Annotated in this window: 15 protein-coding genes; 3 read left to right on the top strand and 12 right to left on the bottom strand. The window is 50.7% G+C overall.

Going from position 1 to position 16,049, the window contains the following annotated elements; genetic code table 11:
• Positions 1-65: 65 nt before the first annotated feature.
• From rpsO to I6E38_RS00465, 7 genes are all read right to left on the bottom strand, one after another.
• The gene (gene rpsO / locus I6E38_RS00495; protein ID WP_235392135.1) at positions 66-335 is read right to left on the bottom strand and encodes a 30S ribosomal protein S15; all 270 of its coding nucleotides are present in this window, start codon (positions 333-335) and stop codon (positions 66-68) included.
• Between the two features lie 117 nt (positions 336-452).
• The gene (gene folK, locus I6E38_RS00490; protein ID WP_235392134.1) at positions 453-857 is read right to left on the bottom strand and encodes a 2-amino-4-hydroxy-6-hydroxymethyldihydropteridine diphosphokinase; all 405 of its coding nucleotides are present in this window, start codon (positions 855-857) and stop codon (positions 453-455) included.
• Between the two features lie 9 nt (positions 858-866).
• A complete protein-coding gene (queA, locus tag I6E38_RS00485; RefSeq protein WP_235392133.1) occupies positions 867-2,033 on the bottom strand; it encodes a tRNA preQ1(34) S-adenosylmethionine ribosyltransferase-isomerase QueA in 1,167 nt (388 codons plus the stop codon).
• Between the two features lie 13 nt (positions 2,034-2,046).
• On the bottom strand, positions 2,047-2,760 hold the full coding sequence (gene truB / locus I6E38_RS00480) for a tRNA pseudouridine(55) synthase TruB (RefSeq protein ID WP_235392132.1): 714 nt from the start codon (positions 2,758-2,760) through the stop codon (positions 2,047-2,049).
• Between the two features lie 41 nt (positions 2,761-2,801).
• On the bottom strand, positions 2,802-3,599 hold the full coding sequence (locus tag I6E38_RS00475; RefSeq protein ID WP_235392131.1) for an undecaprenyl-diphosphate phosphatase: 798 nt from the start codon (positions 3,597-3,599) through the stop codon (positions 2,802-2,804).
• Positions 3,600-3,632: 33 nt separating this feature from the next.
• Positions 3,633-3,857, bottom strand: coding sequence for a DUF3098 domain-containing protein (locus I6E38_RS00470; RefSeq protein WP_235392130.1), 225 nt, complete (start codon positions 3,855-3,857; stop codon positions 3,633-3,635).
• Between the two features lie 25 nt (positions 3,858-3,882).
• Entirely contained in the window at positions 3,883-4,761 is an 879-nt protein-coding gene (locus I6E38_RS00465) for a cell division protein FtsX (RefSeq protein WP_235392129.1), read from the bottom strand.
• Between the two features lie 196 nt (positions 4,762-4,957).
• Between I6E38_RS00465 and I6E38_RS00460 the strand changes: the two genes are divergently transcribed.
• The 3 genes from I6E38_RS00460 (at position 4,958) to I6E38_RS00450 (ending at position 6,549) form a co-directional block, all read left to right on the top strand.
• On the top strand, positions 4,958-5,740 hold the full coding sequence (locus I6E38_RS00460; protein WP_235392128.1) for a radical SAM protein: 783 nt from the start codon (positions 4,958-4,960) through the stop codon (positions 5,738-5,740).
• A gap of 139 nt (positions 5,741-5,879) precedes the next feature.
• Positions 5,880-6,161 carry a DUF6364 family protein gene (locus tag I6E38_RS00455; RefSeq protein WP_235392127.1) on the top strand — a complete coding sequence of 94 codons (282 nt, stop codon included), beginning with the start codon at positions 5,880-5,882 and terminating at the stop codon, positions 6,159-6,161.
• Positions 6,142-6,549 carry a type II toxin-antitoxin system VapC family toxin gene (locus I6E38_RS00450; RefSeq protein ID WP_235392126.1) on the top strand — a complete coding sequence of 136 codons (408 nt, stop codon included), beginning with the start codon at positions 6,142-6,144 and terminating at the stop codon, positions 6,547-6,549. The genes I6E38_RS00455 and I6E38_RS00450 overlap by 20 nt, the downstream gene beginning before the upstream one ends.
• A gap of 119 nt (positions 6,550-6,668) precedes the next feature.
• On the opposite strand, the gene tamL is transcribed toward I6E38_RS00450, so the two are convergent.
• The 5 genes from tamL to I6E38_RS00425 all read right to left on the bottom strand — a co-directional run bounded on the left by tamL (position 6,669) and on the right by I6E38_RS00425 (position 15,909).
• Entirely contained in the window at positions 6,669-9,038 is a 2,370-nt protein-coding gene (gene tamL / locus I6E38_RS00445) for a translocation and assembly module lipoprotein TamL (protein WP_235392125.1), read from the bottom strand.
• Positions 9,039-9,061: 23 nt separating this feature from the next.
• A complete protein-coding gene (locus tag I6E38_RS00440; RefSeq protein ID WP_235392124.1) occupies positions 9,062-13,690 on the bottom strand; it encodes a translocation/assembly module TamB domain-containing protein in 4,629 nt (1,542 codons plus the stop codon).
• 42 nt (positions 13,691-13,732) lie between these two features.
• Positions 13,733-14,410, bottom strand: a complete 678-nt coding sequence (locus tag I6E38_RS00435; RefSeq protein ID WP_235392123.1) for an RluA family pseudouridine synthase — start codon at positions 14,408-14,410, stop codon at positions 13,733-13,735.
• Between the two features lie 87 nt (positions 14,411-14,497).
• Positions 14,498-15,256: a 3-oxoacyl-[acyl-carrier-protein] reductase gene (fabG, locus tag I6E38_RS00430; protein ID WP_235392122.1), complete on the bottom strand. Its 759-nt coding sequence runs from the start codon at positions 15,254-15,256 to the stop codon at positions 14,498-14,500.
• A gap of 56 nt (positions 15,257-15,312) precedes the next feature.
• A complete protein-coding gene (locus tag I6E38_RS00425; protein WP_235392121.1) occupies positions 15,313-15,909 on the bottom strand; it encodes a TetR/AcrR family transcriptional regulator in 597 nt (198 codons plus the stop codon).
• Positions 15,910-16,049 lie beyond the last annotated feature (140 nt).

The following is a 16,049-nucleotide window of genomic DNA, read 5'->3' as shown; positions in this document are numbered from 1 at the left end:
AAAAGTCCCGAAAACTTGAATCGTTTTCGGGACTTTCTGTTTGCCTTAAGCTTTCTGTGCGCGAATTACTTACGAAGACCGAGGGCCTTGATGATTGTACGGTAGCGATTGATGTCGCGGTCGTACAGATAGTTGAGCAATGCGCGGCGCTTTCCTACCAGCTGTGTCAGTGAACGTGCGGTAGTATAATCTTTACGGTTCTTCTTAAGATGTTCCGTCAAATGGGAAATACGGTATGAGAACAATGCTATCTGGCTCTCAGCTGAACCAGTATCAGTGTTAGACTTTCCGTACTGTCCAAAGATCTCTTGTTTTTTTGCCTGATCTAAATACATAGAACTTTTGTAAATTTAAAATATTATTGAATTTTGCGAAATGCGGGTGCAAAGGTACGACTTTTTATTCGTAATCAGCAAGATACGAGCATGAAACACGCTGGAATTAACTATTTTTTAGAGTATTTCACGCAGCGGTATCATCACAAAGTCGCGCTCATGCATGTGGGGATGTGGCAGTGTGAGGGCTGGAGTCGAAATGTTGACATCGTCGTACATCAGCATGTCGATGTCTATCGGACGGTCGTGATACTGTCCGTCTACCGATTTCACAGTGCGACCAAGCCGCTTCTCTATGTCCTGTGTCTTCAACAGGAGTTGCTCTGGCGTAAGCGTTGTGAGCAAACGCACACACATGTTGAGAAACTTATTGGCCGATTCAAATCCCCACGGTTCGGTTTCAAGCGGCGACGACTGTCGGTCGACAGTGCCTGCCTCGGCATTGAGCATGCCAATGGCACGACGCATAGTGGCATGACGGTCGCCGAGATTTGAACCGAGCGAAAGGTATACTACATGCATAGCCTATCATTAGTCGTTGAGGATGAGCAACGCGTCGCCATAGCTTCCGAACATGAATCCGTGCTTAACGGCGAGGTTGTAAGCCTCCATCACGAGGTCGTAGCCACCGAAAGCGGCTGTCTCCATGAGCAGTGTTGAGTATGGATGATAGAAGTTGGATATCATCGAGTCGGCAAGTCCGAAGTCGTACGGCGGGAAGATGAACTTATTGGTCCATCCCTCATACTCCTTCAACATTCCATCGGTGCCAACAGCTGTCTCAGTAGCCTTAACAACACTTGTACCTACAGCACACACATGGCGGCCCTCCTGCTTTGTCTTGTTGACGATAGCGCAAGCCTCAGCACCGATGTGCATCTGCTCAGAGTCCATCTTGTGCTTGGTAAGGTCCTCAACTTCGATGTCGTGGAAGTTGCCCAGACCGCAGTGCAGAGTGATATACGCAAAGTTAAGCCCCTTGATTTCCATACGCTTCATCAGCTCGCGCGAGAAGTGCAAGCCTGTAGCAGGAGCTGTAACGGCACCCTCGTTCTTGGCGAAGATACACTGAAAGTCGTCGAAGTCGTCCTCTGTAGCATGATGGTTCTCGCGACGGTCGATGATGTAGCGTGGCAGTGGAGCCTCGCCAAGTGCGAACAACTCGCGTTTGAACTCATCGTGCGGACAGTCGTAAAGGAAGCGCAACGTACGGCCGCGGCTTGTAGTGTTGTCGATGACCTCAGCCACCATTGTACCCGACTCGTCGAAGAACAGCTTGTTGCCAATACGAATCTTACGTGCCGGCTCAACGAGCACGTCCCAGAGGCGCATCTCCTCATTGAGTTCGCGCAGCAAGAACACCTCAATCTTAGCGTCAGTCTTCTCCTTTGTGCCATAAAGGCGCGCAGGAAACACCTTAGTGTCGTTGAAGATGAAAGTATCATGCTCGTCAAAGTAGTCGAGCACATTGCGGAAGTCGAGGTATTCGCCCTCGATGGGCTTGCCGTCGGCATCCTTCTTATACATGTCAATAGTTTGAGATTTCTTGTGCAGAACCATCAGACGGCACTCGTCGCGGCGTGTAATGCGGAATGTCTCCTTCTCGCCATTGTCGTTCTCAAACTCACGGTACAAGCTGTGAGGATAGAGTGCAATCTGGTCCTCGGGTAATTTGAATTTAAACTGTGATAACTTCATAGTCCGTTTTTATTTATTCATCTTCTGTTGTTTCTATTGTCTGATTGGCGAGCCACTCCTCAAACTGCTTCAGTTCGAGACAGTCCTCTACACGATACTCGCCCGATCGTGTGCGGCACAGCTCAGTCAGATAGGCTCCCGAATCGAGAGCACGACCAATGTCGCGTGCCAAAGCACGTATATATGTACCCTTGCCGCATGCCACGCGTATCGACATCTGCATACGTTCGGGGTCGAACGAGGTCAGTTCTATGTCGTCAATGTGTATATGCTTGGGCTGAAGCTCTACGTCCTTACCCTTACGTCGAAGGTCGTAGGCACGCTGTCCGCTCACCTTGCATGCGCTGAACGTAGGCGGAACCTGCTCAATGTCGCCCTTAAAGCGCTCAAGCACCTGCTCGATACGCTCGCGAGTGATGCCGTCAGTGGGATAAGTCTCGTTGACAGGATGCTCCATGTCGTAGCTGGGCGTGGTGGCACCAAGCTGCAATGTGGCTGTATATTCCTTGCCATGCTGCTGAAACTCCTCGATGCGTTTGGTGAACTTGCCCGTGCAGAGCACAAGCACACCAGTAGCAAGCGGGTCGAGCGTTCCGGCATGACCCACCTTCAATTTCTTCACTCCAAGACGCATACACAGACGCTTGCGCACAAAGGCAAGAGCGCTGAAGCTCGTCATGTCAAGGGGTTTGTTGATGGCGATGACTTCGCCTTTGGTGAAATTCATTCCCTGTATGTTGTCTATCAATTAATAAGCAGTCTGTCTATTTAAAAGAGCGAGCATACGATTGTCACGGCTCCTGCAATGGCGCAGTAGATGCCGAAGTATATGAGTTTGCCCTTCTTCACGATATTTATCATCCACTTGCAAGCCAGACAGCCGCTAACGAAAGCGGCGATAAAGCCTACAACGAGCGGCAAAACGCTGATGTCACCGAACGCTTCCTCGCCTTTGGCTGCCTTAAGCACGTCGAGCAGTGCCTCACCGAGTATCGGCGGGACAACCATAAGGAACGAGAACTGTGCCAGTTTCTCCTTCTTGTTGCCGAGCAACAGACCTGTTGCGATGGTAGAACCTGAGCGCGACAGTCCAGGCAGTACAGCGCAAGCCTGTGCCAATCCGATGATGAAGGCGTCCTTGAGCGAAATATGCTCGCGTTGACGCGGTTTTGCATAATAAGAGAAGGTGAGCAGAGCTGCAGTAAGCAACAGACAGCAGCCCACAATGAGCAGTCCCGAACCGAATATCTCCTCCACCTTATCCTTGAAGAATACGCCAACGATGCCTATTGGTATCATCGACACTACGATGTTGAGGAAATACTTGGTCTCATCGTTCATCTTGAACTTGAAGAGTCCCTTCAATATCCAGTCAATCTCTTTCCACAGTACAACGAATGTACTCATCACTGTAGCCACGTGCACCAATACGGTGAATGCCAAGTTCTCCTCGCCTTCAATGCCAAAGAGGTATGAACCGATGGCAAGATGGCCGCTGCTACTTACTGGCAAATATTCGGTAAGGCCCTGAACAATGCCCAGGACCAATGCTTGTAACCAATCCACTTTATTTCGTTTTAATGTTAAGTGTTAAATGTTTTAGTTTTTCGGCTTTCTGATTATTGCATACACAATTGATATGAAGCCGATGAAGCAAACCACTGGAGCCACCTTGATGCGGCGCACGCTGAAGATGTCGGCATCGAACACCGACTCGTCGCTACCGCCACCACTCATAAGGATGAAACCAAGAATCACAATCACCATTCCCACTGCTATGAGAATGAAATTGATCTTGTCGAAAGCATAATTTCTCTTGTCCACTTTACTTTATTATTAATGTTGAATATTAAATCTTGTATAGGTCACCTGCCTTCATCTTCAGGAACTTGTTGACCGAAATGGTCGAACAGAGAGCTGTGATGAACAGTCCGAAGAACACCACCGTACCGGCTGTTATAGCCAATACCTGCCATGTCAGCACCTCAAGAATGTCTGGCTCATACATATATAATACGTATATGGCTCCTCCGAGAGCTATGCAGGCAATGATGGCTGCAAGCAGTCCAAGCAGCATATAGCGACGCACGAACGGTGCACGTATGAATCCCCACGATGCACCCACAAGCTTCATCGTATGTATAGAGAAGCGACGGGCATATACACTAAGACGTATGGTATTGTTGATGAGCGAGAATGACACGATGGTGAGCAACAACGCTATCGTAAGCAACACAATACTTATCTTGGCGATGTTGGCGTTGACGCTGTCAATCAAGTCTTTCTGATATTTCACCTCGCTCACCTTCGGATAGGCTTTAAGCTCGCGCGAGATAAACTGAAGCGAGTCGGTATTGGCATAGTCGGCATTGAGCGTAATCTCTACCGACGAAAGGAACGGGTTGGTGTCGGCAAACTCACGTGGGTCGGCGCCGAGCGTCTTGATGCCCTCGCGCAGTGCCTGCTCTTTACTGATATAGTCGAGTCGGCAGATGTAGGGGCGGTGCTTCAGCTTGGCACAGAACTGTCGGGCCTCACCCGACGTCATATCGTCCTGAAGCATCAATGTCACCACAATATTCTGTTTTACGTATGTCGAGAGGTTGCGCGCTGTAAGCACCGAGAACACAACCAAGCCCAACAATATAAGCACCATAGCCGTGCTAATGCACAGCGTTACCGCCTGCAATCCATGACGACTGCCGGTCTTTTTCCTTCTTTTTGCCATTTTCTAAAGGGTATATTATACCAAATTTCTTGCAAAATAACAAAAAAAAAATCGGAACAGCGAGCAATTAACCACAATTAACACGCTGTTATGGATATGATTGTATTGCTGTTCTGATTTCAAAATAGAAACAGTATCTTTGTATAATCATAAAAGATACTGGCACCCCATAAAATAAACATTAATACAGACAACAATGTCAACAATTCTCTATCCTTCGCCTATTGTCGGCCCTATACACAGTCGCCGACTGGGAATATCGCTCGGCGTGAACGTCAATCCGAGCGACGGAAAAATATGTACGTTCGACTGTATATATTGCGAAGTGGGCTATAATAGCAACCGTCACACCAAATCGCCACGTCCAACACGCCAACACATAGCATCGGCTCTTGAAGCTAAACTAAAGGAGATGAAGGCAGACGAATCGGCTCTCGACGTCATTACATTCTCGGGCAACGGCGAACCTACTGGCCATCCCGACTTCCTAGGCATCGTTGAGGACACCATACGGCTGCGCAATGAGTTCTATCCCAACGCCAAGGTTTCGGTGCTGACCAACTCTACGCTTGCCCTCCGCCCCGATGTACACCGCGCATTGATGCTTGTCGACAACAACATAATGAAGCTCGACACCGTTGACCCTATATATATAAATAATGTAGACCGCCCCGTTTCACCTGCCTACGACGTGGAGCAGATAATCAAGGAGATGCAGTCGTTCAATGGTCACGTCATCATCCAGACCATTTTCATGAACGGAACGGACGACCTCGGACACGATGTATCGAACACCAGCGACCGCTTCGTTGAGCCATGGCTCGCTGTCGTGCGACAAATACGCCCCTCAGAAGTGATGATATACACCATCGACCGCGAAACTCCATGCCCAACGCTGCGCAAGGCTACGCACGAAGAACTTAACACAATCCGCGACCGTGTGGCTGCTGAGGGCTTCAATTGCATTGCTGCATACTAGAAGCATATTGAATGCAATGGCAGATTGGAGTTTTGGGAGGTGACACGATGACGAAGTCTGGAAAATAGATAGTTTTTGCTTGTTCGTTTCGAATTTAATAATTAAATTTGCAATATACAACATCATAATAGGACATAATATGGAAACAAAAGCACTAACATTGGATAAATACCTTTTTGAAGATGCACAAAGATATGCAAGCAGAAAAGGAACAGACTTGACAAAACTTGTTGAGGCATACTTGAAACGTTTGCTAAAAAAAGAGAAGAAGATGGAACATGAAGAAATTGAAATTCCTGATATGGTTATGAGTATGTTGGGGGTGGTTCCTTCTGACTCTATTGACGCTGACGATATAAATGGAAGAAAAGCATACCATAAACATTTAGAGGATAGATACAATGAAAAAGGTCTTTCTTGACACTAATATCGTTGCAGATTTGTTCTTAAAACGAGAACCATTTTGCCAGAATTCCCTGAAGTTATTTACGTTAGGTTTTCACAAAAAAATAACATTATATGTCAGTTCATTAAGTTATGCAACTTTGGCTTATCTGTGTCGTAAGATGAAAAAAGAAGAACGTGTTCTACTATTCGAAAAACTTAGAAGTCTTACTGTAACAACAACAGTTGACAGGCAAACTGTAGACATGGCTTTGGTTTCAGGCTTTGACGATCTGGAAGACGCTATGCAGTATTATTCGGCAATAAGTTCAAAAGTCGATGTTGTTTTGACTAGAAATAAAAAGGATTTTGTAGAAGCTAATGTACCTGTTATGACTCCAGACGAGTTTTTTATTAATGGATAATAAAACAAGAAAGAACAACATTGTCTTACACTAAATTATAGTAAGACAATGTTGTTCTTTTGCTATACAATATTGTTTATTTTTATTTGTCGACTTCACCCTTGCCTCTGCCATCGGCATCAGAACGGATAGCCGATTGCGAAGTGCAGGCTCTGCGAATCCTTAAAGCTGTTCATGTTGTAGAATCCGCTCTTATAGGGCACATGGATACCGATACCCCAGTCGAGACGCAGAACGAAGAACTCCAAGTCGTAGCGAATGCCTACACCGGTGCCCAGCGCCATGTCCTTTAGCAGATTTTTCATTTGCAACTTCGACCCTTCACGATAGCCGTCGTCGCGCAATGCCCATACGTTGCCGGCATCTACGAAGAGCGCTCCATACAAATTGCCGAACAGACGCGGACGATACTCCACGTTGGCCTGAAACTTTATGTCGCCCGTCTGGTCCATATACGACAGTCGCGACTGATTGGTGTAATAGCGGCCCGGACCAATGCTGCGCACATTGAAGGCACGTATGCTGTTGGCACCCCCCACATAAAACTGCTCACTGTATGGCGCAGCACTTGCATTGCCATACGACCATATCACGCCGGCATTGACATGACCCACCAATTGGCTGTGGTCAGACACCTGCCACGTCTTGCGATAGTCGGTTTCTACCTTTAGGAACTGTGCGTACGGATTCTTGAACATAGTCTTACCCTTCTCGTTCCACTTCTCGCCGCACGCCAGATAGCCAAGTGACAACAGATTGGACGCCTCGCTCACCGACACCTGCCAATATATCGGGTTGCGGAAGGTAGAGCGCGACTGATAAGTGAACGTATAGCGCATCTTAGGCACAAACTGGTCGGCCATCGAAATGAGCAGATACGGACTCTGATTTACTATCTCTTTGAAAGCATCGGTCTGCTTCTGCATGTATTCGTATTGCAGTATGAGGGGCGAGAACTGGTGCACCCTATTGGGCGCGGGCTGGATGGTATATGTCAATTCGCCCGACACGATGTGGCGCTTGAAGTAGCCCGAACGGTTGATCACGTCGCTCGAAGCCTTGATAAGCGTGTTCGATACTGTGTTGTTGGGCTTCAACTTTTGTCCGCTCAGCCAGCGTTTGGCACGCACACGCTCCATCAAACGGTCTACAAACATCAGTCGGGGCATCTCAAGCGACACGTCGGCACCATACTCATACGAGTTGAACTTGGAACTTGTACCGTCGGCACGGTGTCCGGTCTGCCACTCATACGAGCCTTTCAGATTGACCGACAGTTTTTCGCCTCCACGGAAGGCGTTGCGCCTTACAACACCCATTACCAGTCCCGGACCCACACGTCCCGTAGTCTTGCCCACAACATTTGCCTCAACATAGAAGTCGTATGGCTTGTCGAATACGCAGTTGAGCGTAAGGTCGAGCGTATCGCAGGTTGCCGAAGTGTCGCGCGGAGCAAATCCAAGGTCTACACGCGAGAAAAGTCCCTTTGAGGTGAGTGTATTGATTGACTGCTGATAGGTGTTATAACTATAGAGTTTGCCAGGACGCATCTTCAGGTCGCGCGCTATCACGCCTGCACGTATAGGCGTGCGCTTGCCCGTATATACTATTGTGTAGTCACGGCGCGTCACAGTATCGGTGAGTTGCTGCATAGCATTGCGTCGCATCTCAAGATTGATATGCCCGATATACCACTTCTTGCCTATCTGCGAGGGCAGACTGTCGGCATACTGCAACTTCACCTGCGCCTTATTCACAGCAGCAAGGGTGTCAGCCAGATATGTGGCATAGCCCGGCTGATAGTAGAAGTAGCCGTTGTTGCGCAACAGTGTCGACACACGTGTACGCTCGGCTTCGAGCGTCGACACGTCGAACGGGTCGCCCTTGTGCACCAACGATTCTGCCGATGTAGAATCGATGAGATGCTGAGCCTCAACGGGGAAGTTCACGTAAGTCAATGTGTCGATAGTGGTCAGGTCGCCAAAATTGACCGTATAGCCAATCTTGGCTTTCTTCGGGTTAGAATTTGTGAGAATGTCGTAGTTGACATACGATCCGAAATAGCCACGTGCACGCAGCAGTTCGCGTGCCACCTGCGAGCGCAGACGCGGATTTACGTTGCTCATGAGCACCGGTGCCTTGCCGAATGTCTTGCGCACCCATTTGCCCAATCCCTCGTCGCTTTTGTAAAAGGCATTGTATATCCACAAGCGGTAAGGGAATGGCGAGCGATAATACGAACTGCCCAGTATGGCACCGTTCGGTTCGGTGGCAAGAGCCGCCTCCACCTCCTCCTGAGTGGTGTTGAAATGGTCGTTGGCAGCATAGTTCTTGTATTTTATCTTGCGCTGTCCGGTGTACAGTTGGTCGCCGTCGGGCACGCTCGCCGTCTCCGAGCACGAGGCAAAGAGCACCATGCCAAGCACACCCATCACGCCCTTCCACAGACGTGAGAGTGTCAGTATGCTGTTATTTCTATTTGCATTCATATCCTTATATACGGCTTTTATTATTATTTCTTCTGTCTTGTAGTGTCATTGAGCAGCTCAATCTGGTCGTTCTGTTTCGGCTTTCTGAAACGGAATATCTCCTTCAGGCTGTCCATCTTCTTGCGCCACAGGAAACCGCCACCAAACTGCTCCACATAGCCTTCGAGCCAGTCGTACGAGTCGCGGTCGTAGAACAGCTTCAAGTACTTGTTGGAGTTGGGCGACAGACGATACTCAAACGTAACGTTGTCGAAGAACGTATCGTTCTGGTTTTCAATCTCGGCACCGCTCGACACCTTTCCACCGATGACTATGCGCAGACGGTTGTTCCAGAATCGCTTTGAGAACTTGAACGAGTAGTCGGTGTGTACCTGTCCCGAACCCAGCGTAGTGTTGTCCATTCCGAACGAAAGGTCGAGCGTGCGCAAGGCATTGCCGCTGATGGCGTTGATTTGCGAGTTGAGGAATGCACTCAGCGCATTGTTCATCGAGAACGAGTTGGTGTTGCCGTCGGCGAGATACATGCCCGTTGTAAGCATGGTCACAGCCAGCTTGCCACGGTTCTCTACCGACTGCGTCATCAGTTCGTTGTGCATCTGCTGGTCGTCGGGTGCGTCGATGGTAAACTGCAGTCCCATGTCCTTCAGCGTCTTGGTTATCACGACACCACACTCGAATGTAACGCTGCGGCCGGTTCCGCCGTCATCGGTCACGGTTGTCTTGTTCTCTTCTGTGGCGGTGATGTTGAGTCGCGGATTCATCGGGTCGCCCGAGAATTCGGCATAGCTGCCGTCCTTGATGGTAAATGTCTTGAGCGGAATTACGGGCAACGAGTATTTCATCTCACCCGAACCTATAGTATAGCGTCCGTACAGACTCAGTCCGTCGCTGGCAGTATATTGCATACGCAGGTCGCCTCCACCAATGAGGTCAACATAGTTGGAGTGGTCGGCATTGAGTGCGCACAGCACATGCGAACCGTCGTCGATGTTGACCGTGAGGTCCATGTTGAGTCCGTTGATTGGCGGACGTGTCACGGTAACGGCATTCGGGTCGCGGAAGTTGACAAACTTCACGAGTCCATCGAGCTGATTGTCGGTGGTGAGTGGCGAGTCGCGCAATATATATGTGACGTCGCTCGAACCCAGCACATCGAGTCGTCCACGCACACGCAGCGCATCGAGCGGTCCCTCAGCCAGTCCGAGGAAGTTGACCCACGCCTTGCCATAAGCCTCCGAGCGTGCCGTCTCCTTCGAGTCGATGAGCAGATAGTTGTCGGCACGCATTCTTACGTTGAGCGACATGTTTGCCACGTCGGCAAAGTCGACATATCCGCGCAGCGTAAGCGGATTGCCGTTGCGGGCAAAGAGCTGGAAGTTCTCGAGCGAAAGGCGACTGTTGGTGATGGTGAGCGGGTCGTCGCACATACGCATCTCGATGCCATAGGGTTCGCTTGCCACATAGGCTGAGTCAAAATAAACCTCGCCGTTGACATCTGGACGACTGAGCGAGCCGTGCACCTTCACCTCGCCCTGGGCATAGCCCTTGAAGCCTATGATGCGGTCGGGCACAAAACCGTTGAGCAGAAGCAGCGGTGTGCGCGACATCTTGAGGTCGGCATCGAGCGTGCCTTCACCATCGGTGTCGTACAATCCGGTGAGTGAGCACACCTCGTAGTCGTCCATCGACAGCGTTCCGTCTACATAATGCTCGCGCATATTGTCCTTTGGCATATACACAAACTCGCTCGACAGATTGCCTATCGGACAACCCTCGTAAGTCATTTTGTCAATGCTCACCGACGACGATACCGACATATCGCCCTCTTGCTGTGATATGTAGTGGAAGTCGCCGTTGAGAATGCCCGAAATGTTCGGTGCGTAAGGTACTACGGCAAGCACCTTCTGCAGGTCGAAGCGTGCCAGTCCTATAGTAACGTCCTGCAATGCCTCAGTGCTGTCGTTGGTGTATACACGCACCGCCATACCGTCGTCGGCACGCAGAGCCATGTCGGCAGAGAGGCGCTTATCATTGGCAAAGAACACATAGTTGTTCTTGTTAACCTTGAATTCCTTATATCCCAACACAGGATCGATGCCGCCTAACGACACACGCACACCGCCCTGTTCCATCTGTGCACGCAGTCCGAGCGCAATGCCAAGACGTTCGCGGGCATCGTATATGCGTGTACCTAAATACATCGACTGCTCGTGGAAGGCGCCACGGAAACGGGCGTCAAACACAAACTGCTTGTTGGAGCGGTTGTTGCGCACCTGTCCCTCAAAGTCGGTCTTTATCGAATCCGACTTGAACGCCAGGCGTATGGTGTCAAGCTGCACTCCGGCTGCCACGAGCGAGTCGAGGCGCAGCTTGCCGTTGATGCCTGCCGCCGGCGATGTAGCCATATCTATATAAGCATTGTGAAAGTCGTAGCCGAAGCGGCGCAATGTGCGGGCGAATATGTTTTCGCGTCCGGCATCGAAGTACAGCGCCACGTCGGGCAGACGCTCACGCAGGCGCAACTGGTCGATATATCTCTCCTTCGACTGTCGCATAGCCTCCTCGTTGACACTCTCCAGACGCTTCAATATGTGCTCTATCGTACCGCTGCCGTCAAGACGCAACGTAAAGTCGCCACTTGTTACAGCGGCGTGAGTAGAGTCGCGGCGAGTGAATATGTCGAGCGCTATTCGCTCGGGGCGATACGTACGCAAACTGTCGCGCACGATGATGTTGCCAATCACTCCACGTGCGGTGTGATTGACCTTAAAGTCGCTCGCCAGGTCAACATCGGCACGCAGCGAGGCTGTCAGCGGACGTTTGCTCACGCCCATACGCATAAAGTCGGCATTGATAAGGTCGCACGCCAGCTGTGCATCCATGCGTTTGCCGTTCATCAGGGCATTGAGGTTGATGGTGCCCTGCAGCAGCGGCGTATGGCTGTCGAGCAGCGCATGCCCCACTCCATTGTGTACATTGGCTGTTAGCTTAGTGTTCGACATGTCGTAGCCGGCATATCTGAACTCGGCAATACTGCCCTCTGCATCGAGCTGCGTACGAGGCGACAACATGTCGGTGCCCACTCCGTGCGCCTTCAGACTGCCCGTGAACGGTCCTGCCGCCAGTCCGGGCACGAAGTGCGACAGATGCAGACTCTTTGCCGACAGCGTTGCGTTGTAAGCCATGCGGCGAGTGTCGACCGAAGCCTTGCCGCCCACATGTCCGCCACCCTCAGTCACATTGAAGTCGGCAGCATAGCGTGGTCCGTCGGCATGCACATTGGCTTTAAGCCCAATGCCGTATGGTATGTTGAACGAGCTTGCCACCGAGCGTGGCAACATCGCTTTGACAAAGTCGAGATTATATGTACGTCCCTCAGCCTTGATGTCGGCACGCAGACGGTCGGTATCCGTGAGATTCTGCGCCTTGCCCTTAGCCTTTAAGGCGAAAGCCGTAGGATAGGTTACGGACAGCTCGTTGATACTGAGCCGGCGCATGTTGCCGTTGATGTCGGCATTGAGAGTGATGGGCGTGGCGGGCATGCGGCGCAGCATCTCCTTGGGCAAGAACCCAAACAGCGGCACGAAGTCGGTCTTGACGACATAGCCCTTGATGTTGACGTCCATGACGCCCGGATTGCTTTCGGCAAATGTCGAAAGGTCCATCTTCACCTTTGCCGTGAGCATCGACCGAGGTGTGCGCAGTCGCATATCGGGCAGCCACACATGGGTAGAATCCAGCAAAAGGTAGGTTGAGAATTCGTTGACTTGCAGTCCGCTCTTCTCCTTCAGCGCACACTCCTTCAGCCTCAGCCTTACGCCGTCGTCGCTATATTGCAGCGAGTCGACGTGCATGCCAATGGCGGAGAGTGCTATATGATTATAGTCGAGCCCCGGCTGAGCCAAGGTGTAGCGCATGTCGTAGTTGAGCGAACCCTCACGCCAGTCGAGCGAACCCACACTATACGTTCCCTTAAACAGGTCGAAGCTGCCGTTGCGTGCCTCCAGCTTGCCTATTCCTGCCGCAATGCGCAGCGAGTCGTCCGGCATGTGAACCGTGGCTTTTGTGTCGGCTATGTCAAGACGGTCGAGCGAGATGTTCCAGTGCGACGGCGTGCTGGTAGTGTCTTCCGGAACGGTGTCGCTCAGCGCCACATCCAGACGCGCGCCCTTCAGCGCAGCTTGGTCGATGTGTACGGTCTCGTCATTAAGATTGATGCTGCGGCTGCGCAGCGAGAGCTGTCCGACGTGTCCCTTGACACGTGCCGAGGGTACGAAGTGGGCTGTATTGAGTTTGGTGTCCGCCAATTCGAGGCGGTCGACCACCACATTGCCATGAAACAACGGACGCAGACGTACACTCACAGTAAGCTGGCGTGCGTCGGCAATGGTGTCGGTTTTGTGGCGCAAGGAGTCGTTGGGCTGCGTTGCCAGAAAACCGTCGACTGTCAGGTCTAACGGAAAGCGCAGGCGCACATGGTCGACACGTACTGTCATACCTGTCGACTCTGAGGCATATGAAGCCACTTGCCTTACTGCCCAGTTTTGCACTGACGGCACATAAAGCAGCACAGCCAATAGAACTAAAATGACAATGGGCGTGGCAACAACTGCAGCCACGGCAATAAGCGATTTCTTTACAACTGGCTTCATATTTTGCTTTTTTATTATTTTTATTTAGTTTTGAGCGAACCTCTACTCCGCATTGGCGCTGAGGTCGTGCCACAGGCGGTCATTAGGCACATCGGCGTAAGCCACGATGGTCTCCTTCGACACGGGATGCACAAACTCTACACGGCGCGACAGCAATGATATGCTACCGTCGGGATTGCTGCGCGGTGCACCATACTTCAGGTCGCCCTTGATGGGGCATCCCATGTGTGCCAACTGGCAGCGTATCTGATGGTGGCGGCCTGTGAGCAGCGTCACCTCAATGAGCATATAATTGTCGGCAACGGCACGCACCTTGTATTTCAGCACAGCCTTCTTGGCTCCAGGCACCTCGCGTTCATGTGCGTAGCTCTTGTTCTGGCGTTCGTTGCGAGTGAGCCAGTCGGTCAGCGTACCCTCTGGAGCTATATCACGGCGCTTCACCACTGCCCAGTATGTCTTGTGCACGTCGCCCGTGCGGAACATGTCGTTGAGTCGCGACAAAGCCTTCGACGTCTTGGCAAACACCACGAGTCCGCTTACGGGGCGGTCGAGTCGGTGTACAACGCCCAGGAACACGTTGCCCGGCTTGTTGTATTTCTCCTTGATATACTCCTTCACTGTATCGGACAGAGGCTTGTCACCGGTCTTGTCGCCCTGCACAATCTCGCCGCTGCACTTGTCGACTATTATAATGTGATTGTCTTCGTAGACTACCTTCATAAGCTGGTATATGAATTAAAATAGGAGGATATGGTGTTCCGCCATACCCTCCTACCATATTTAATAATATATATAATCAGAGTCTGATTACATGTTCATGCCACCGTCGATCTGGATGACCTGACCGCTGACATAAGAAGACATGTCAGAAGCGAGGAACAGACATACATTGGCGATGTCCTCGGTCTGACCACCACGACGAAGAGGAATCTTCTTCATCCAGTCCTTGCGAATCTCCTCAGGCAGCTGTGCAGTCATAGCTGTCTCGATGAAACCAGGAGCAACAGCGTTGGCACGTACACCCTTCGGGCCCAACTCCTGAGCGATTGACTTGGCAAGAGCAATCATACCAGCCTTAGAGGCAGCATAGTTGCACTGACCAGCGTTGCCGTGAACACCAACTACCGAAGCCATGTTGATGATAGAGCCACTGCGCTGACGCAGCATGATTGGCGAGCAAGCGTGGATGAAGTTGAAAGCCGACTTAAGGTTGACGTTCAATACAGCGTCCCACTGTGCCTCTGACATACGCAGCATGAGTCCGTCCTTGGTGATACCGGCGTTGTTAACGAGAATGTCGATCGAACCGAAGTCAGCGTGAATCTGCTTAACAGTCTTCTCGGTCTCCTCAAAGTCGGCGGCGTTGCCAGCATAAGCGCGGCATGTAACGCCGAGAGCTTCAATCTCCTTGCGTGTTGCCTCAAGACCTGCTGCCATTTCGTCGTTAAGAACGAGGTCGGTGAATGCGATGTTTGCGCCTTCAGAGGCGAATTTCATAGCGACAGCCTTTCCGATGCCGCGGGCTGCTCCAGTGACGAGGGCAGTCTTACCTGTAAGTAATCCCATTTCGTTAATTGATTTATTGTTATTTAGTACTTTATTGTTTCGTATATATATCTTCACTATACATTATTAATACGCTTGCCCAGTGCGCCATACACCACCTTGGCTACAAGCGGCTTGCTGGTCTCTTCGGTCATTCCGTGTCCCAGACGGCCGTATATGAACGGCACCTCAAGTCCCTTTATACAATAATGTGTGATGTCTGCCACAAGGTCGACGTCTTCTATGTCAAACTCACCGTCGGCCTTGCCGTCGGCATATACCTTGCGGAAGAGTTCTATCTCGTCTTCGTCAAACTTCTTGCGCACCTTCTCCACCATCCAGATGTTGCGGAAAAATTCTGCACGCAGATTGCCGTTGCGCACCACCGTCTCCCTGATCATGCTCAGATGTGTGTATATCAGCTCTATAATCTTGTCCTGCGGGCGCATCTTCATGCCTGCCACCTCGTCGAGCTTGTCCGAAAGTCGCTCCAATTCCGACTCTATCACAGCCGAATACACGTCTTCCTTACGGTTGAAGTAGGTGTAAAGCGTGCGGCGACCCTTGCCCGATGCCACAGCAATGTCGTTCATTGTAGTGTTGGCAATGCCGTTCTTGGCAAACAGCTGGCGTGCCACATCAACGAGTTTTTGGCGAGTCTTGGATATTGACATAACGTTTCCTTACCTTTCTATTATTTTGCACATCAATTTATGTATGTGCAAAATTACAGCAATAATTCGATACAAGCAAATAAAACACCTGCATTTTGTCTTTTGTTAACAGAGCAAAACAATAAATTCGTAGGAAAAAT

The organism is Leyella stercorea (assembly GCF_021531355.1).
Classification (GTDB): domain Bacteria; phylum Bacteroidota; class Bacteroidia; order Bacteroidales; family Bacteroidaceae; genus Prevotella.
Note: the sequence above shows the minus strand (reverse complement) of the source record. Positions and strands in the feature narration are given on the sequence as shown.